The following is an 18,098-nucleotide window of genomic DNA, read 5'->3' on the forward strand; positions in this document are numbered from 1 at the left end:
AAACATCGCTCACAAACTGGCGATTAAGCGTATCAACAATGCGTATTTTGCCAAAACTATGCCCTATTATGAATCAACATTTATTGAGTAAGAGTCAGTTATGGAAACGTGCCCATATTTCGCCGATTGGCCAAAAATACAAACCCAAAAAGATCCGAAAATTGAGCAGTTAATTGCGACAATTCTGGCGCAGATGACCCTAGAAGAAAAAGTGGGTCAAATGATCCAACCAAACTTGCGAGACGTGACTCCCGAAGAAGCCAGAGAATATAAACTCGGCTCCATTTTAAATGGGGGAGGAGCGTGGCCGAATGAAAATAAACACGCCAGCGCGAAATGTTGGGCTAACAAAGCCGATGAATTCTGGCTTGCGGTTGAAGAAGCTTATATCGATCGCCCATTTCGAATTCCATTTATGTGGGCAACCGATGCGGTGCACGGGCATAACAACGTTTTTGGTGCAACGGTGTTTCCTCATAACATCGGTTTAGGGGCGGCGCGAGACAACGAACTGATTCGAAAAATTGGAGAGATCACCGCCAAAGAAATTGTGGCAACTGGGCTTGATTGGACATTCGCACCTACCGTAGCGACACCACGTAACTTACGCTGGGGTCGTGTATATGAGGGTTACTCGGAAGACCCTACGATTACCTATCACTACGCGCAGCAAATGGTACTTGGCTTACAGGGCAACTCTCAAGAGCTTAAAACTGACTTAAAAGTTTTGTCTAATGTGAAGCATTGGCTTGGGGATGGTGGCACGGTTAATGGTGTTGACCGTGGAGTAAATGGTTACTCAGAAGAGCTGCTTCGCAATATTCACGGGCCTGGGTATTTTAGTGGCTTACAAGCCGGTGCTCAGGTGGTGATGTCATCCTTTAATAGCTGGCGCGACGAAGCCAATTACGACCACACCACAAATGGAGTCGAGTACAATCAAAAGATCCATGGTAGTAAGTACTTGCTTAATGATGTGCTCAAGCAACATATGGGCTATGACGGTGTAGTCGTAACGGATTGGCATGGTCATGCCGAAGTAAGTAAATGTTCTGATGGCGACGCAAGTTACGCAATCAACGCGGGTAACGATGTGCTGATGGTGCCGGTAAGAGAACATTGGAAAAGCGTTTGGAAACAAACTCTAGAAGACGTTAATCGTGGGATCATCTCGGCAGAACGCATTGATGATGCGGTCACAAGAATACTGAGAATTAAAGCTCGTGCAGGTCTTTGGGACAAACCGCAACCGAGTCAGCGCCGATTAGCCGGGAATTCAAATATCTTAGGGGCAGACGAACATCGCATGGTGGCCCGTGAAGCGGTTAGAAAATCTTTGGTATTACTCAAGAATGACAACAATATCTTACCATTAGCGGCAAATCAAAAGGTTTGGCTAACTGGTAGCGCGGCGGACGATTTGCAAAAACAAGCGGGTGGATGGAACTTGACTTGGCAAGGTGATGAGAATTCAGTTTCCGATTTTCCGGGGGCTACTACGTTAAAAATGGCATTAGAGCAGGAAATGCCCAACCTTGACTTTGACCCGGAGCAAAGAGGGGAGTATGCCGCTGGAGATATCGCGATCGTTGCGTTTGGCGAAGACCCCTATGCAGAAATGATGGGAGACATAAAAACGTGGCAAAGTTTGGAATATTCAAGCCTAAAGCGCAGTTACTCTAACGATTGTGCCATTATCGATAAACTTCACTCTCAAGGTGTAAAGGTAATTTCTGTATTCTTTAGTGGCAGGCCTTTGTATCTCAATAAAGAAATCGGTTTGTCTGAAGCCTTTGTGGCTGCGTGGTTGCCCGGCAGTGAGGGCTTAGGGATCACCGATGTATTGGTCGGCGAGGCCGTGACTGAAAAAGGGCTGAGTTCATGCGACAGTGATAGCGATTTACAAGTGAAGCCAAGGGTTGATTTTCAAGGTAAGTTATCTTTCAGTTGGCCAAATAAAATGCGCAGTGATGCTGTGAATGCTCGTCCTTCTCACGTCCCGAATTACGTGTTGCCCGAGCAAGAACAAGATCCAGAAGGAGAACACAAGCCGCTATTTGAGTTGGGTTATGGTTTGACTTATAAAGATGATGTGTTCGTTAACGTGGAATTAGATCAAGACGAGTTTTGCGATCATCAGCAAAATAAGCCACTCGAATTATATGGAATCAGAGCCAACGTTGGTGATTATCAACTGAGAGTGAGAGACGCGGAACATATCATGGGGGTAGACGTTTCTCGAAATAACCCAGTTATATTATCTAGTGTTGACACTTTTCCTTATAATTACCAGCAACAACAGGATGCGATCAGATGGATATGCCGTGACGGTGGTGGAGAGTTGTACCTTAATTCCACGGATGGCAGTACCGATAACTTGTCTGGTTTTTCTAAAGGACTAAAATTTGATATTAGAATAATCAGTTTGAGTGATTCAGCTATATGTGTAGGAATATCCGAGTTAAGTGATCTAAGTATCGATATTAGCCCGTACCTTGATGCTGACTTAATCGGTAGCGATGAATTTCAGACAATAGACATCCCGATAAGTGAGTTTTCTGAACAGGATCTCCGTTATATTGATACTCCCTTGATTCTTGGTTGTGTTGGTGATCTAGAGTGTGTGATTGGTAATGTGTCGTGGTACTAGCAACGCTGTGAGTAGGAAAAAAATTGACAATTAAACGTATAAACTGGCAGCAAGCGCTGCCAATCAGGCATCAAGTATTGTGGCCGACTGAATCTCCAGAATTTTGCAAAGTCGAAGCAGACGAGTCGGCGATGCATTATGGCTATTTTGTTAAAGAAAAATTGGTTGCGGTTGCATCGATTTATATTGATGGAAAAAAAGCGAGGCTAAGAAAGTTCGCCACATTAGGCGAGTATCAATCACAAGGAATTGGTACTCAGCTAGTGGCTTATATATTGACGGATCTGACTGACACACAAGCCAGCGTATTTTGGTGTGATGCAAGAGCAACAGCTGTTGGATTTTATCAACGACAAGGTCTAATCGTGAACGGGACGATTTTTTATAAATCGGGCGTTGCTTATTATAAAATGTCTCGTGATGTTTAGTGTGTTAAACGCTATTTTTAATATGTTTAATTTATGATAAATGGAATATAAAATTTGCGTGTGGGTTCATTGTAAGGGCCCCATAGCGGCTATATCCATTTCAGAGAACTCAAGATTTACTAACGTAGACCTGCTGTAAGCGTATCAGCATAATAAAGTCATGATTGTGAAATATAGTTATGGGAGTATGAATCTAAATAGAAAAGAATAAATCATAATAAACAGCTAAATAGGTTGGTTACGCTTATGTTTGAACGTTTAATGAAGTCGTGGTTCAAATCTGATAAGAAAGACCCAATATTGGTTATCTTTGCTAGTCAATATATGCAATTAACTAATATGTCGAATCAACAATTTATAATGAATCAAAAAGTATTGGCCCCAAGTTATGATTGGTATCTAAACAAACAACAAATTGATCCTCTGTTGTTTGAAAAGGCCGGCCATTTTGCATTGGCTCATGAGAACAGATTCGGAAATCAATTGTGGCTGCAGAACTTGATTTCGTGGCTGGAAAGTGAGCGCCTGCCTGTCATTATGTCAAATTGCCACGATACGATGAACACGAATATTGAGCCGATTGCTACCAAAGGCAGCGTGGGTGTTATCAGCATAGGGCGGGACTTTCATATGTCGGTTGACGCGACATTGCAAACGGGATCGGCATATCATCGTATTTTAGAAAAGTATGACCAGTTGCAATTTTTAGGGCTAGGAATTGACGAAGAAAAACTCAGCGCTTCAGAGCTTGAATACGCAGAAGACATGAATTGCTACTGGTTAACAAAAGCAGAATGTAACTTGCGACACCGCCACCAAATCAAAGATCAGTTATATAGTTTTGGGGCAAAAGTTGAACAGTTGGTGATCGATATTGATTTGGCCTCTATTATCGCGCATTACCGAAACCAAACCACCGTTGGCATTGACTTACCTTGGCTGACACAAGTGCTTCGTTATTGCATTTCATCAGGAAAACTAAAGTTAGTGCAACTGGTTGGTGACAGAGAATATCTTGTGTACTCAAGGCAAGTTCTAACGTTACTTGAAACAATATTAACCAGCGATGCACCAACGCCTCAGTCTGAATGGCCGCTAATAGAACCACCGATTGCGAGATAACAAATCAACTCATCCCGCTAAAAATAACGGGCATCCAATTAGGGATACCCGTTATTTGCGCTTTATTGGCTACGTTAAGATCCTATACTACTTTCCAAGGGCCCCATGCACCACTTTGTTCTGGATCATCTCCTTGGGTATACCACTTAGCTTCGTAAGTGATCCCATTAATGACGACTTGGTCTCCTCCGTTATAGACCTTTGTTGCACTCCAGCCGTTTGGTGTTGGATCGGGGCCTGGTCCCGGATCCGGAGTGATGGTATCGACAACGCGAACTTGCGGCCAGTTGGAGTGAGACTCGTAAAAGTTAGTCACACATTTTTCGTAGTCGCCAGGTACAAGTGCAGAATAGGCGGTTTGAAAACCAACCAGTTCACATTCAAAAGAGGCCCCCTCAGGCCTATCAGCGTAGTACTTCCAGTTACCATCCCAGTTGGTATAAAGCACGTCAGTCGCGCCATTTAAGTTCAAACTGCCGTATGGGGTTTGTTGCCAGCATGTATTGGCTTCGTCTGCTTCGACGGGGATTTGATAATGGTTAGATAGCCCCTCCCAGTAACGAATACGGTTAACAGGTTGGCCTTTGTTTTTGTTTTGCTCGCCACATTCGATACCACCATTAATGACATTGATGGTGGTACCAAATCCGTAACCAATATTCGCCTCAGTTTCACGCAAAGAAGGCGACCATGTTCTGTCAATAACGTGCAACATGGCAGGCTTAGGCGCTTGTGGTGTAAGGAAAAACCAAATTGCCGAAGCAAGGTTGAGCCATGAGTCCGCGACCAGGCCAGGGTTGTTTAGCAATACCGTCGCATCGCCATCAAACATGACTTCAGAGAATGCACCGTAGTTAAAGTGATAAGACAGTTGCTTCGCGCCACGCCCAAAATAACCTTGGTTGGCGGCACACGGCCAACGTTTGTTTTGCCAGTCATTTTGGCCACAACCAGTGGTGTAACCGGGTTGCCCCTCAGACCAGCCCATCTCACGAACATGAACAAGAGCCTGTTGCCACTCTTCAAGCCCTAACGGGTTATCCCACGTATTGTCGATGGCGATATGACCACCGGTTTCTTGAGAAAAGTGAGCGAATGCGGTGACGATCGATTTTTTACAGATGGCATCTGCGTTTCTTCCGTCGGTGTAATCGCCACAAAAGGCTGGAAACTTACCAATAGCTCGTAAGAAGCGGGTATAGGTGTATTCAGGGGCGGCCATATGGGTTAGAAAATCCCATTGTTCTTGTGGAAATACTCGCTCTACTCGCTTTACGTTTGCAGGGTTACTCGCAACACCGGCATCAATAGCTTCAACCACGGTGTTGGTTTGTGTTTCTAGTGCTTGCGCCCAGATTGCGTACATAGGGTCACTGGTTTTAGCTGCTTCGAGAGCGTGAATTTCAGCTCGAGAAACGATGTAACCGGTCGGATTGAGAGGGTCTGGCTGTGGATTCATTGTGGCAGCATCGGCTGCAAAGCTGCAACCAATGAGTGCAGGGATAAGGCCAAGTTTGAACATGAATTGACTCCTAATCTATCTAAATAAGTGTTCCGTAAATTACGGTGGATAAATGAAATAGTCTTGTGTCAAAAATTATCTTAGTCGCGCGGCGAATAAACGGGAAATGCAGTCGGGAGAGCTTTTGTCAGCATGCGGCGGGATTCAAAACTTGCTAGGTAACAGGCTACAGAATCATGGAATAGGTGCGATATCGCTACCAATTGCTGTGAGTGACGTGTTCCGGAGTTATTTTACAATTGGTTGAATTGAAGTCGATTCCACTGCCTGTTGCTACTTAAATGTAAACGTATCAAATGCTTGCGGGTATTTTTGTGAAAATTTAAGTCGTTATATAGTTATCTTGTCATTAATAAACGATTTAAATTAGTGTAAACGTTTCCACAAATTGTGATGTGAACGTAAGTTTGTAACCGGATGACCTGCTAGTATTTAGCCAATGAAGCAGATTTAGCCGATTAATGTGAGTGAATGGTTAATAGTTTGCATTTAAATACGGCTGACTTAACGAAAAGAGATTATTGAATGTCAGAGAGTAAATTTGATCCCGTTGAACACCCCCATAGAAGATACAACCCATTAACGGGACAGTGGATCTTAGTGTCACCGCATCGTGCCAAGCGCCCGTGGAGTGGGCAAGATGAAACACCCGCAACAGAAACCCTAGCGTCGTACGAATCGGAGTGTTTTCTTTGTCCTGGTAACGCCCGTATTTCCGGCGATGAAAACCCAGATTATGAGGGAACGTACGTATTTGGTAATGATTTTGCTGCATTGATGCCAGACTCACCGGCCGCTCCGGAATCAAGTAATCCTCTGTTTAAAGCTCAAGGTGTACGTGGTCTTAGCCGTGTGATCTGTTTCTCTCCTGACCACAGCAAAACTCTACCAGAGTTGCCGCTCAGAAAAATCCGTGGCGTCATTGATACATGGGATGAGCAAATTGAAGAGTTAGGTGAAGATTACCTTTGGGTTCAGGCATTTGAGAATAAAGGTGAAACCATGGGCTGCTCTCAACCGCATCCTCATGGTCAAATTTGGGCAAACAGTTTTCTACCCAATGAAATTGAACGTAAAGATCTTAATTTAAAATCGCATTACCAGAAGCATGGAAGTAATTTGCTGGTGGACTACGCGAATCAGGAATCTGCGGACGGTACTCGTACTGTTGTTGAAACTGAACATTGGATAGCGGTGGTCCCGTATTGGGCTGCTTGGCCGTTTGAAACCATGTTGTTACCAAAAGCTCACATTCGCAGAATGGCTGAGCTGTCTGATGAACAACGGGATGACTTAGCACTGGCAATCAAGAAGCTGACCAGTCGTTACGACAACCTATTTGAGTGCTCATTTCCGTATTCGATGGGGTGGCATTACGCACCATTTTTCGAACAGGGCACAGACATTGAATATTGGCAGTTGCACGCTCTATTTTATCCGCCATTACTGCGCTCAGCGTCTGTTCGCAAATTCATGGTTGGGTATGAAATGCTAGCGGAATCTCAACGAGATCTAACGGCAGAACAAGCCGCCCAGCGCTTGAGAGACGTGAGTGACGTTCACTATAAAGAACAAAAATAAGCGGTTTCTAAAGCGGCTTGTAAGACAAAGATTTAGCGAAAAGAATCAGAGAATTTGAGGAAACACGCATGATAGATTTGATAAAAAATGTAAAAGCGTCATTCGAGCGCGCTTTTGACTATAAAGCAAGCCACATCATCCAAGCCCCAGGTAGGGTCAATTTGATAGGTGAACATACCGATTACAACGATGGGTTTGTACTGCCATGTGCAATTAACTATCAGACTGTTGTTGCAGCCTCAAAGCGCACGGATTCAATAGTTCGTTTGGTTGCAGTAGATTTTGACGATGAAACCGATCAGTTCGATTTAAATCAAGAGATTACATTTTCACAAGACAAGATGTGGGCGAATTACATTCGTGGGGTTATCAAGTGCTTGAAGGAGCGAGGCTTTGAGTTCTCAGGTGCTGATATTTCAGTGAGCGGTAACGTACCTCAAGGAGCGGGTTTAAGCTCCTCTGCTGCGTTGGAAGTCGTGATTGGTCAAACATTTAAAGTACTGTTCGAACTGGATATTAGCCAAACGGACATCGCACTGAATGGTCAACAGGCTGAAAATGAATTTGTTGGTTGTAATTGCGGCATCATGGATCAACTTATCTCAGCGCAAGGCGAAGCCAACCATGCGTTATTGATTGATTGTCGAAGCCTTGAAACCCAAGCGGTCTCTATGCCGGAAGAAATGGCGGTGGTGATCATTAATTCAAATAAAAAACGCGGTTTAGTGGATAGCGAATACAACACCCGCCGAGAGCAATGCGAAGAAGCCGCTCGTATTTTTGAAGTGAAAGCCCTAAGAGATGTCACCATCGATGAGTTTGTGCGTCGCGAAAGTGAGCTAAGTAGCCAAGTAGCAATGCGCGCTCGTCATGTGATTACCGAAAATACGCGAACGCTTGAAGCGGCAGAGGCATTGATAGCGCAAAATATGAAGCGATTGGGAGAGTTAATGGCTCAGTCTCATGCCTCTATGCGTGACGATTTTGAAATCACGGTACCTGAAGTGGATGCATTAGTGGACATGGTTAAAGAAGTCATCGGAGATAAAGGTGGTGTCCGCATGACTGGCGGAGGGTTTGGTGGTTGTATCGTTGCGGTTATGCCACCAAATTTGGTTAATGAAGTAACAGCAACGGTAGAAGATAAATACCAAGCGATCACTGGATTAAAAGAATCCATCTACATTTGTCATGCAACACCTGGTGCCGGAGAAGTGAAAGGCTGATGACGTTCGATTGTCATCGCTAAACCGTCATCACCAAGAGCCCTGATGTTAGTCAAAGGGCCGTGCTGTTTATCTGGGGTCCGCCGTGACAGGGAATGTCGCGTAACAGATGCAGCATGGTTCTTTCTTTACTGAGTAATTCCCCCCAATTACTCAGTTTTTTCATTTATGTAAGAGGGCACAGTAAGGCCCTATAAGCTGTCCAGAATTGTCATTTATCTATTCACCAATTTGGGTTTTATGCCGCATTTCTTCGTGAAGAAATTTTTTATACTGAAGATCATTCGATTGAAGAGGAATGCCGATGTTAAATGAAAACCATGCTTTTATTTTAGATTTCCCAGAGCTTAAATTAGACATTGTCCAACTCAACCACGACGATCCCAAGTTCAAAGCTGATTTGCAGGAGTACCATTTACTTGATTACGATATTCGCGAATTAGAGGTTTCTGGAAGCCCAATCGACGATGAAAGTATGCATGAGATGAAAGTTAAGAGGATGGAGCTAAAAGACATTCTTTATAAGCAGTTAACAAAGCACCATGAAGAAGCGGAAAGCGAGTAGCCTGTCCATTGATTTGTGATGAATCGCTAACTGAATAAAGGTGTTAGCGATTCACTTGCGCTTCGTTTATTGACTAAATGACGCTTGAAAACGCTGGGGCCGTTGACTGAAGCAATAGCAACCCAAATGCCGCAACTAATATACCCCCAATGAGCTTGAATAGGTCTGGCGCATGGCTTTTTACTGCTGACGTATTTGAATATTTCATGTAACCCAGCACCACTTTTTTTCCACCTAATGTCATCAAAGCGATACACGATGTCGTGATGCACGTGCCCAATGCCATAATCAGCGCACTGACGATTCCCACCCAATACAAACCCACCATGTTCGCAAATAGAAGAATCATAATGGCTCCTGTGCAAGGCCTTAAACCGATGGCTAGAATAATGGCTGCTTTTTCTTTTTGGCTGGAATTGGTGGGCGTATTTTTACAAGTGCCTGACGATTTTCTTTTCGTGAATATGAGCTTACGAAGTGCCTTGTAACACAGTGTTAATCCCAGTAATGCGACACAAAAGTAGCTCAATTTCATCACCACTTCTGCCTGAGAATGGATTTCACGCATTGAGGATTGAAATATCGAGAGTAAGGCCGTGACTAAAACCACCGCAACGATAGCTTGCAATACTGACGATAGCACGGTGATAACTAGGCTACTTCGTGCATCGCTGGGTTGGGTCATCAAGTAGGTGGCAACAATGACTTTACCATGCCCCGGCCCCATAGAGTGAAGGACACCATAGGCGAAGCTCACGACCACAAAAGTTAACCATGCTTGCTCCTTGTTCTCTTGGATATCGTATAACAAGTCGCTAAGTTGGCTGTTAAGGTCTCGTTGCCAATGGATTGCTTGCAAAAGTAAATCAGGCCAATAGCGCCATAATAAGGCTGCGACTAACACCGCAACAGCGGTTGTTATCCAAAGTAAACGATGGCTGAATTCATTTCTTTCTTCACAACTCATGTTTACTCTCCACAATTGAGGTAAGCGTGTTGTGTGAATAACTGACCGAGAGCGTTGTCTGGGTCGGCATCGGCAGGCAGGGCAAGTGCATAAGCCATTTGTTCTGAAGATGGGGTAGGCTCAATAAGTTTGATGTGACAGTGAGCTTGAAGTGCAGGGCTTAAAGAAAGTGATTCTACACCTTTCCAACTCATGTCGACGTAATAGCTCGGTTCAAAAATCATCAGCTTTAACTTGCTCCCAAACACTGTTTTGGGCTCAGCTAATGGCAGGTTAAAGGATAAAGTGAATTTTCCTCTGTGTTGCGTTAACTCGGCGTCGAGAACCTCTTTGTAACGGATCGGCGAATCACCGTCGAAAAAATAGGTAAAATAATGATCTTGCAGCATGTTTTTTACAATGGATCGAGCCAAGTTTTTGAGCGTTCCTTCTTTGCTTTTCGGTGACATGTCTTCGCCATCGAGCATATAGGCGGAGGTCATTGCATCGAACGTCCATTCCATTGAGAAGCCCGTAACAACGTCATCAATACCGTTGATAAGAGTTTTCATTTCTACCCAAGAATGTGGGTGAGCGACCGTTAAACTCGAGAAAACAGTGCAGGTACTGGCTAGCAGGCCAAGCAACAGTACCTTGAAAGTGCGATAAGCGCGAGAACGCATGATAGGTTCCAGAGGATGTCTTATATAGAACCTTGAAGAGTAAAATATCAATTATAAAATAACAAGATGAATTGTTATAACATCACATAAATAGGACGCGCTTACGGTGTCATTATGTCACTTTCGCAATAGCGTGTAGGCAACGGGGTTATCCGCTTTCCTTGGTTGAGGTAAGTGGTACAAGCGACTCTCAAAATCGAGGTGAAGTTTTTTACTTCACCACTTCTAGCGATAACTTCATTGTAAATGCGCGTTAAAAACAAGCCTATGGTCAGGTTATCTTCTTGAGCTATGGCTTCGAGAACCTGCCAGAATACCCCCTCTAAACGGATGCTTGTGACAACGCCATCAAGCCGAATCGACCGTGTTTTCAGTTCAAATAGTTCGTCTTCCACGCCAGAATAGATCTCGCACATTGTTTAGGCCCTTTTCCATTAGTTTGAAGACATCATAAGGAAATATCGGTGACTGTCGAAAGTGGGGGACTGTAAGGTGAAAATAATTATATTTAAAAACAATAGATTAACTGCAATTTGGGTTTTTGTAACAAAAGGTTTTGTTTATTTTATGAAATAGCTCGCATCTTTAATTGCCTTGTTACTTATCTTGCATAGAAAGACTTACTATTTAGGCTTGGTGCGTAAGCATGGCAATAAGATGGTGTAAGTACAAAATGATATCTCGAGTTTTGGAGGTCGTTGCTTTAGTTGAACAAAAGTTGCCATACAGTTGGGTTCTTGATGACCTAGCAGCAAAAATTGCCGTTTCAAAATGGCATCTACAGCGAGAGTTCAAGGCGAATACGGGCATGTCTATTGGCCAGTATGCGAGAACGCGAAGGCTTGGTATGGCCGCTCACGAAATTGCGAACACCGACAAACGCATTATAGATGTTGCGATGGATTTTGATTTTGAATCTCAAGAAGCGTTTGCTCGTGCGTTTAAACGTCAATATGGCATTTCGCCTAAACATCTCAAACTTCAACCGACTTGGGCTAACAATTTATTTACTCGGCCAATTGGCAAGGAATACATCGACTGCTTTCACTACTGTTCGGCTAACCCACCGAGTGTTGTCAACTTTCCAGACACTCACTTCTACGGTATGTATGACTATTTCGAGGCCATTCGTTTTAACAGTGAAAGCTTTCTTAGTCAATTAAGAGGCCTGTGGGATGAGTTTTTAACTTCAATTCCAGATGATGACATGGGGCGATGGCAAGATTATTATTCCGTCGAAACTTTTGACCGAGGTTCCCATCAGATGCAGAAGTTTACTATGATGGCAGCCAGAACCCGATCATTTGACCCAGATGTTGAATCCGTTAGCTTTATGCCTGCCCATCAACGACTGCGATTTTCAGTACCTAAGCCAGAATTGACTGAATATTTCTTAGAATATCTATATTACGTTTATATGCCGCACTCTAAGCGCTGCGTAATGAAGTTGCCTGTTCTGTGGCAAATGGACCCAGAACAAAACCTATGTGGTTTGTATGCACTTGAATATGCTGATGAGCAAACCTTGCCTAAGGCCATTGCATCTATTTCATCTGGCCTTGTGCGTATGCCGAGTAAAGAGGTTGTCGCTGCAAAATACGACGTAAGCGTCGATCTTCGGGAAACCGGGTTAAGAATAAAAAGCTTGCTTGATAATTGGGAAACAAAGTTTCGTTCTGATGCCGACATTATTGTAGGTGACTACTCCAAAACAGAGTTTGCAATTGATCATCAGTTCACGAGCCATTTTATCTCCAATGAGAAGTATGAAAGCGACGCAACTGCCGTGATTACAGTGGCCGAAAATGATTACTTGCGGGTTGAATTGGTTGGTACCGTTACCGAATTGGCACAGGCGGTCGATTACGTTCTATTTGCTTACTTGGATGATTCTGCTTATTACTCCTGCGTTGGGTGTGAATGGTTCTCCGAGATTAAAAAAGTGCACGACACCTATCGAGTGACGGCACTCTTTCCGGTTAAAAAGCGTTAGTGGCTTTCGTTTACAGGGGCCTCGTTTACAGGATCTTCGTTTACAGATAGAGCCGCATTGGTTTGGGGCTTTCTCCTTAACAGCCATATTTGGTGCAGTTTGGCCGGAACCCAAAGCGTGGCAGCAAAGCCGATAAGCAATAAGTCATACTTGATTTCACCTCTTGCGTAGTATAGCGTTGGGGATGCAAAAAAGATGAGCAAGGATTGCCATGCAAACACTTGTAATGAGTGCTTACCAATAAAGGAGAAAAACGGTAGCTTAAATGTATTTGGATAATGGCTTATTATCGCACCGAGTAAATAAACCCATACTCCCAAATGCAGCAGTCGCAACCAACCCATTTCAGGTTTATCTGCTAATGGATAAGTAACACCCTGATGAACCCCGTACTGACCGAATACGCCAAAGTGAATCAATGCAAGGCCAATTGCTATCAAGGCTACCGTGCTTGTCAGTACTTTAGATGGGTACCAATTAATGGGTTGGTGTCGCTGGTAATAACCTAAAGTAACCCCGATAACAAACACGAACTGCCAAGCAAAGAAATCAAAATAACCTAAGCTCGCCGTCAAATTGGTCGAAATTGACTGGTATATAGGTTCAACCAGCGAAATGCTAATGTGACCACTTGCCGCCCAAAATAGCCCACTGATCGGCAGTACCAGCCACCACAGGTGACGACGTAACCCTGCTAAAATTAACGGTAAAGAAAGCATGAGTAACACATAAAGTGGCAGAATATCGAGATAGGCAGGGCGATTGAGCAGTAGCAGTGACAGCCACGTACTGTGAATAGGCTCGTGAACAAAATTGGCGTTGATGAACAAGGCACTATCAAGGTATACGGGATCCACTTGTATCATTAGCCAGCCATAGGTCACCAATACCGCGAGAACTAAGATATGGTATTTGTAGATAGTGAACGCTCTTAGTAGTGCCTTGCTGCGAGCGCTTAATTCGGTGAGTTTGTTTGAGCTATAGACCATTCCTGCAAGCAGGCCAGAGAGGAATATAAACCCCTCTGCAGCCCCAACCTGACCAAATGGTTGTAAGGTAAAATATTGCAGGCTAGATTGCCCCCCACTCATCCAAACAAGGTGGTTGATGGTCATCAAGAATAATAATATACCTCGAATTCCGTCCAGCGATTCCAGTCGTTTCATGGTAACTCCTTATATTTTTATTAAGGATAATTCACATGGGAAATAAAGATCTGACAGAAAGTGCGCAGGTATGAATTAGCTTGGATTAATCCATAACTTATAGAAATCGCTGTATCCCGTTTTACCTATTTGGATTCCACTGACTTCTTTAGCGCTTGTGATGTTTTCTAAGCCCCAGAATAGCGGTAAAACTGTACATTCCTCACGTAGGCTTTTTAGCAGATCATAAAGGCTGCTTTTCATGTCACCTGTACTGAGAGTCTGTTGAACATTATTAATATGATGAGTAAGGGTTTCTTCATCAAAGGCAAACCGAATCGCCGAGCCTGTTAAAAGCCAGTCATAAAAGCCAAATTCAGTTGGTTGCTCAATAATATCTTCCACAATGAACAGATCAGACTGATCGCGGACAATTTGAGGCCTGCTCGCATCCGAAAGCTCCAGAATGGTCACTTTTAACCCGGTATCTTCAATTGTTGTGATTAACCAGCGAGTTAATTTATCTAAGTAATCTATGGTCCACTTTGGATGCGATAAAACGATGTTGCCGTGAAGTTGTGGAATAGGGCCTTCTGGATCATGAGTGTTCGCATCACTCACTAGGCATGCGAGCTCCAGGTCACCCCCGTCACTAAATTCATGACGCTTGTATTCAATGTAATCGAAAAGAATCTGCCATGTACCGGAACTGACATTACTTTCTGGCCTTCGGTTCAATGCGAGATATGAAAATGCTTGAATCAGTTGGCTTTCAGTTTCACTGCCTTTTTTATTGTAGCTAATAAGGTGCTTACTCAGTTCTTCACCTTGGTGGCTTAGCTTGATTTCTTGTAACAAGGCTCGCTTAGAAAAGTAGCTTTGATGTTGTTTTAGCGTGAGTTGGTCTTTGTCCCAAGCCTTTAAGCTGAATGGACCAGAACCGACAGGGGCTGATTTGTTATTGCCGTAATCAACAAGTCGATCAGAATAAATAGAGGCATTGGCGATCGCAAGGCAATAGACGAACAAAGGGTTGGCTCGCTCTAACCGAATGTAGATTGCTCCTTTTTCTTCATCAAGCCCAATTTCCTGTATTTGACGAAATAGCCCACTCATGGGACCGTCTTCATCTCTCAGGTTTTGCAAACTTAGAATAACGTCATCATTACTGAGTATCACCCCATCATGGCACGGGATGTCAGATCTTAGCCAAAAATACAACGTGTTATCTATAACTTTGAAGTCACATGCTAAGTGGGTACAAATCTCACCACTGGAGTTTATGCTGAGCAACGTATCGTATAAGCTACGAATGATTTGCAGTTCAGAAAATCGGTATGTTTTGGCTGGGTGAAGTTGATCAACCCAAGGGTATTGGCTAATGATCAGGGAATTACTTTTCTCTTGGCTGCGAGTCGCGTCTTCCATTGCTTGGTTTAGTGCACTTGCCGCTACAGCTTGGTAAGTCTCAAGTAGCTTACCGATCTGGTCAAAATTCCCTGACTTTAGTTCGTTTTCAATAGTTTGGTATATAGCCTGATGCAACGAGGTGGTTATCTTTAACGTGCTTGTTTTTCCTCTGCCGATTCCGGGTTTCCAGTCTATCCAACCTAAATTATTAAGCATTTTTAGTATGTTGGACGTATTGCGGCGAGACGTAGAGAATGCGCACTCCAAATCGTCAAGGCTAGTTGAGTATATATGCGCCTGATTGAACTTTTTTAGTAGTTGATTCAATCGACGAAGACATGTTTCGGTCATAATTGAGCTCTGCCATTTTTAGGCTTATTAAGCTTTTCGTTGTTCTGTGAGCAACAAAAGCAATTTATATATTAGATTTGGTTTATGTAAAGCAAGCTTGAAATTTTAGGTTCGAGGGACCTATCTACTTTTAGTATAACTAAAATATTTCAATTAGTTGGAGTTAATATGAGCTTACGCCTAACTGGCAATAATATTAGTAAGGTAATAGGAGGCAATAGAACATTCATAAAATATGTATATTTATAATACCTATGATTTTGTTTGTTTTTATTCCTCCCATTTATTGTGTTAACGAACCTTTAATAACTCGAGTTATTCAAAAGTAAGATGTGAATGAGTTGCATCCACATCTTTTTACCTTGAATTAGTCTTGTTTTGGAATGGTCGTAAAGATGGTCCATTCATCCTTTACGTTGCCTTTATGGCCAACGACTGCTGCTGTGACACGTCGATTTCCGGCATGTGTGGCTTCATCTGTTCCAGTGCGATTTAATACGGTATCCCCGTAGCCAATAATTTTCACGCGTTGTGCGTCTATTCCAAATCGAATGAGAGTGTCGCGAACACTATTGGCTCGGCGAATCGATAGCTCTAGATTGTGAGCAGCGCGGCCGACTTTGCTTGCGTAACCCTGTATTTCTACGGAAGTGGATGCATAAATTTCCAAAAAACTCGCGAGTCCTTCAATTTGTTGTTCGAATCCGCGTTCAATCTTATCCGAGTCATTATTGAAGAGAATTTTTAGTTGATAGATCTCTTCCGACTCTACATAGGCTTCACATCCATCATTGTCGACTTCAGCACCTGTTGGTGTTTGTAAACACAAATCTCGAGCATTTATAACGCCATCGTTGTCATCATCATTCAAGTCTGCGATTTGAATGACATTTGGTGTTGGGATGTAGTCAATCTCTTCAGCGATACTGCTCGTAGTGGAGAACATGCAAACTAGTAATGTTGCGAATAATACACATTTGTTATTCATGGTTAGTATTCCACCTTTTGGTTCCATTGCTTAGGGATGTCGACTCTAAGTGCGTCTAACAACGTTCCAGTAGACGTTAAGATTCGGTACTTAGCGTATTGCTGCGCATAGTGTGCTTCTACATAGCCTTTTCGAGATTCGAACAATTCGTTTTCTGTGTTGAGTAAATCTAGAAGTGTTCGTTTACCTATTCGATATTGTTTCTCGTAGGCAATAACTGTGTCTGATGCAGCATCGACATGTTGGGATAAGAATATTTTTTGCTGAGAGGTTAAATCTAATGCACTCCAAGCCAGCTTTAGTCCTTCATCAACATTGCGAAAAGCTCTTTCTCTAAGATCTTTCGCCTTATTGATTTGATATGCATTCTTATCGATAGTGGCTGAATCACTTCCGCCGTTATAGAGGTTGTATCGAAGGCGTAACATTGCAGACAATTCATTACTGCTGCCCTCAATGCCTCCCGCATCATCTCGCCAGTTTTGCGCTGCTTCGAATGAAATGGCTGGGAAATTATTGCCTTTAGATTGCTGATATTGAAAATTTGCCGACTCTACGTCAGCTTGAGCTATCTTAATTACAGGGTGACTCTCATGCGCGAGTATGAGCGCTTGTTTTAAGTCCGTTGGAACAAAGTTCTGATCAACTTTAGGGAATACTAATGATATAGGGTGTTGCCCAACTAAACGTATGTACATTGTTTCAGCATCACGTAAATTATTCTGTGCCGCCAAGACATTACTATTTGCTTTCGCTAAACGTGCTTTTACTTGTGTTAAGTCCGCGGTTGAGCCAATCCCTGACTCTGTTCGTTTCTTTATATCTTTGTAGATCTTCTTATGAGTACTTAGGTTGCTTTCTGACAATGCTAAGACTTCCGTTGACTTTAATATCTCCAAGTATATTTGAGTGACTTCTAATGAAGTGTTTTGTGCAGTAGTTAATAGTTGATAACGTACAGATTCTGCATCGGCAGAGGTGCGATTAATATCATTTAATGTTTTTGAACCATCCCAAATTAACTGAGATAAGGTAAGTGACGCATCTTTTCTTGTTAAATTGGTGGACTCTCGTGACGTCGAATCAGCAGGATTAATGTGCTCATAACCAACGCCAGCATCTAAATTGATGTCGGGCTTATATGCACCAGAAGATATGTCTATCGTATGTTTAGAGCTCATGTACTCGTTGAAGGCACTCTTGATTTCCGGGTTGGTTGCCAACGTAATGGATACGGCTTGCTCTAAAGTTTGTGCATTTGTTGTTAGGGAAATCAATGCTCCACAAAACAATACACTAAGAGAAGTAAACTTCACTGGGTGTCTCCACATATAAAATATTTAATTTATTATTAAGCTCCCAGGGCTCTGGGAAATAAATGGCCTCTAGTTAATTCTTTTTGGGAATTAAGTGGCTGTTTCTTACTAGAACTTAAAATGGTTAATTTCTAATACAGGTCTAATTAGATTTATCGATTCCTTGTTAAAA

14 protein-coding genes and 1 pseudogene are annotated in these 18,098 nt (G+C 43.0%); 7 read left to right on the forward strand and 8 right to left on the reverse strand.

Annotated elements, in window-relative coordinates:
• Nucleotides 1-100 precede the first annotated feature (100 nt).
• From QWZ04_RS12280 to QWZ04_RS12290, 3 genes are all read left to right on the forward strand, one after another.
• Complete coding sequence (locus tag QWZ04_RS12280; RefSeq protein WP_290328392.1) at nucleotides 101-2,650, forward strand: glycoside hydrolase family 3 protein; 2,550 nt, start codon at nucleotides 101-103, stop codon at nucleotides 2,648-2,650.
• A 23-nt stretch (nucleotides 2,651-2,673) separates the two neighbouring features.
• A complete protein-coding gene (locus QWZ04_RS12285) occupies nucleotides 2,674-3,078 on the forward strand; it encodes a GNAT family N-acetyltransferase (RefSeq protein ID WP_290328393.1) in 405 nt (134 codons plus the stop codon).
• Between the two features lie 246 nt (nucleotides 3,079-3,324).
• A complete protein-coding gene (locus tag QWZ04_RS12290) occupies nucleotides 3,325-4,200 on the forward strand; it encodes an arginase family protein (protein ID WP_290328395.1) in 876 nt (291 codons plus the stop codon).
• A gap of 85 nt (nucleotides 4,201-4,285) precedes the next feature.
• On the opposite strand, the pseudogene QWZ04_RS12295 reads toward QWZ04_RS12290, so the two are convergent.
• A pseudogene (locus QWZ04_RS12295) lies at nucleotides 4,286-5,722 on the reverse strand (chitinase); the annotation flags it as partial.
• A 525-nt stretch (nucleotides 5,723-6,247) separates the two neighbouring features.
• Between QWZ04_RS12295 and QWZ04_RS12300 the strand changes: the two are divergent.
• The 3 genes from QWZ04_RS12300 to QWZ04_RS12310 all read left to right on the forward strand — a co-directional run bounded on the left by QWZ04_RS12300 (nucleotide 6,248) and on the right by QWZ04_RS12310 (nucleotide 9,094).
• Complete coding sequence (locus QWZ04_RS12300) at nucleotides 6,248-7,303, forward strand: UDP-glucose--hexose-1-phosphate uridylyltransferase (protein ID WP_290328397.1); 1,056 nt, start codon at nucleotides 6,248-6,250, stop codon at nucleotides 7,301-7,303.
• A 68-nt stretch (nucleotides 7,304-7,371) separates the two neighbouring features.
• Complete coding sequence (gene galK, locus QWZ04_RS12305) at nucleotides 7,372-8,529, forward strand: galactokinase (protein ID WP_290328399.1); 1,158 nt, start codon at nucleotides 7,372-7,374, stop codon at nucleotides 8,527-8,529.
• Nucleotides 8,530-8,833: 304 nt separating this feature from the next.
• Nucleotides 8,834-9,094: an HP1242/YdcH family protein gene (locus tag QWZ04_RS12310; RefSeq protein WP_290328781.1), complete on the forward strand. Its 261-nt coding sequence runs from the start codon at nucleotides 8,834-8,836 to the stop codon at nucleotides 9,092-9,094.
• 73 nt (nucleotides 9,095-9,167) lie between these two features.
• Here QWZ04_RS12310 and QWZ04_RS12315 read toward each other — a convergent pair whose 3' ends face one another.
• The 3 genes from QWZ04_RS12315 to QWZ04_RS12325 all read right to left on the reverse strand — a co-directional run bounded on the left by QWZ04_RS12315 (nucleotide 9,168) and on the right by QWZ04_RS12325 (nucleotide 11,139).
• Nucleotides 9,168-10,061 carry a nickel/cobalt transporter gene (locus QWZ04_RS12315; protein ID WP_290328401.1) on the reverse strand — a complete coding sequence of 298 codons (894 nt, stop codon included), beginning with the start codon at nucleotides 10,059-10,061 and terminating at the stop codon, nucleotides 9,168-9,170.
• 2 nt (nucleotides 10,062-10,063) lie between these two features.
• Nucleotides 10,064-10,723 carry a DUF1007 family protein gene (locus QWZ04_RS12320; RefSeq protein ID WP_290328403.1) on the reverse strand — a complete coding sequence of 220 codons (660 nt, stop codon included), beginning with the start codon at nucleotides 10,721-10,723 and terminating at the stop codon, nucleotides 10,064-10,066.
• A gap of 101 nt (nucleotides 10,724-10,824) precedes the next feature.
• On the reverse strand, nucleotides 10,825-11,139 hold the full coding sequence (locus QWZ04_RS12325; RefSeq protein ID WP_290328404.1) for a ribbon-helix-helix domain-containing protein: 315 nt from the start codon (nucleotides 11,137-11,139) through the stop codon (nucleotides 10,825-10,827).
• Between the two features lie 257 nt (nucleotides 11,140-11,396).
• On the opposite strand from QWZ04_RS12325, the gene QWZ04_RS12330 reads away from it, so the two are divergent.
• Nucleotides 11,397-12,716, forward strand: coding sequence for a helix-turn-helix transcriptional regulator (locus QWZ04_RS12330; RefSeq protein WP_290328406.1), 1,320 nt, complete (start codon nucleotides 11,397-11,399; stop codon nucleotides 12,714-12,716).
• Here QWZ04_RS12330 and opgC read toward each other — a convergent pair.
• From opgC to QWZ04_RS12350, 4 genes are all read right to left on the reverse strand, one after another.
• A complete protein-coding gene (opgC, locus tag QWZ04_RS12335) occupies nucleotides 12,713-13,882 on the reverse strand; it encodes an OpgC domain-containing protein (RefSeq protein WP_290328408.1) in 1,170 nt (389 codons plus the stop codon). The two genes, QWZ04_RS12330 and opgC, sit on opposite strands and share 4 nt — an antisense overlap.
• A 75-nt stretch (nucleotides 13,883-13,957) precedes the next feature.
• The gene (locus tag QWZ04_RS12340; RefSeq protein ID WP_290328410.1) at nucleotides 13,958-15,622 is read right to left on the reverse strand and encodes an SgrR family transcriptional regulator; all 1,665 of its coding nucleotides are present in this window, start codon (nucleotides 15,620-15,622) and stop codon (nucleotides 13,958-13,960) included.
• A 367-nt stretch (nucleotides 15,623-15,989) separates the two neighbouring features.
• A complete protein-coding gene (locus QWZ04_RS12345; protein WP_290328412.1) occupies nucleotides 15,990-16,610 on the reverse strand; it encodes an OmpA family protein in 621 nt (206 codons plus the stop codon).
• Between the two features lie 2 nt (nucleotides 16,611-16,612).
• Entirely contained in the window at nucleotides 16,613-17,926 is a 1,314-nt protein-coding gene (locus QWZ04_RS12350; protein ID WP_290328414.1) for a TolC family outer membrane protein, read from the reverse strand.
• Nucleotides 17,927-18,098 lie beyond the last annotated feature (172 nt).

The organism is Vibrio tapetis subsp. quintayensis (assembly GCF_030409945.1).
In the GTDB taxonomy this organism is placed as follows: Bacteria; Pseudomonadota; Gammaproteobacteria; order Enterobacterales; family Vibrionaceae; genus Vibrio; species Vibrio quintayensis.

What these genes read in the sequence shown, in the direction of transcription:
- QWZ04_RS12280 (WP_290328392.1), top strand. Translation starts at nt 101, where the DNA reads ATGGAAACGTGCCCATATTTCGCCGATTGGCCAAAAATACAAACCCAA.
- QWZ04_RS12290 (WP_290328395.1), top strand. Translation starts at nt 3,325, where the DNA reads ATGTTTGAACGTTTAATGAAGTCGTGGTTCAAATCTGATAAGAAAGAC.
- QWZ04_RS12300 (WP_290328397.1), top strand. Translation starts at nt 6,248, where the DNA reads ATGTCAGAGAGTAAATTTGATCCCGTTGAACACCCCCATAGAAGATAC.
- galK (WP_290328399.1), top strand. Translation starts at nt 7,372, where the DNA reads ATGATAGATTTGATAAAAAATGTAAAAGCGTCATTCGAGCGCGCTTTT.
- QWZ04_RS12310 (WP_290328781.1), top strand. Translation starts at nt 8,834, where the DNA reads ATGTTAAATGAAAACCATGCTTTTATTTTAGATTTCCCAGAGCTTAAA.
- QWZ04_RS12315 (WP_290328401.1), bottom strand. Translation starts at nt 10,061, where the DNA reads ATGAGTTGTGAAGAAAGAAATGAATTCAGCCATCGTTTACTTTGGATA.
- QWZ04_RS12320 (WP_290328403.1), bottom strand. Translation starts at nt 10,723, where the DNA reads ATGCGTTCTCGCGCTTATCGCACTTTCAAGGTACTGTTGCTTGGCCTG.
- QWZ04_RS12325 (WP_290328404.1), bottom strand. Translation starts at nt 11,139, where the DNA reads ATGTGCGAGATCTATTCTGGCGTGGAAGACGAACTATTTGAACTGAAA.
- QWZ04_RS12330 (WP_290328406.1), top strand. Translation starts at nt 11,397, where the DNA reads ATGATATCTCGAGTTTTGGAGGTCGTTGCTTTAGTTGAACAAAAGTTG.
- opgC (WP_290328408.1), bottom strand. Translation starts at nt 13,882, where the DNA reads ATGAAACGACTGGAATCGCTGGACGGAATTCGAGGTATATTATTATTC.
- QWZ04_RS12340 (WP_290328410.1), bottom strand. Translation starts at nt 15,622, where the DNA reads ATGACCGAAACATGTCTTCGTCGATTGAATCAACTACTAAAAAAGTTC.
- QWZ04_RS12345 (WP_290328412.1), bottom strand. Translation starts at nt 16,610, where the DNA reads ATGAATAACAAATGTGTATTATTCGCAACATTACTAGTTTGCATGTTC.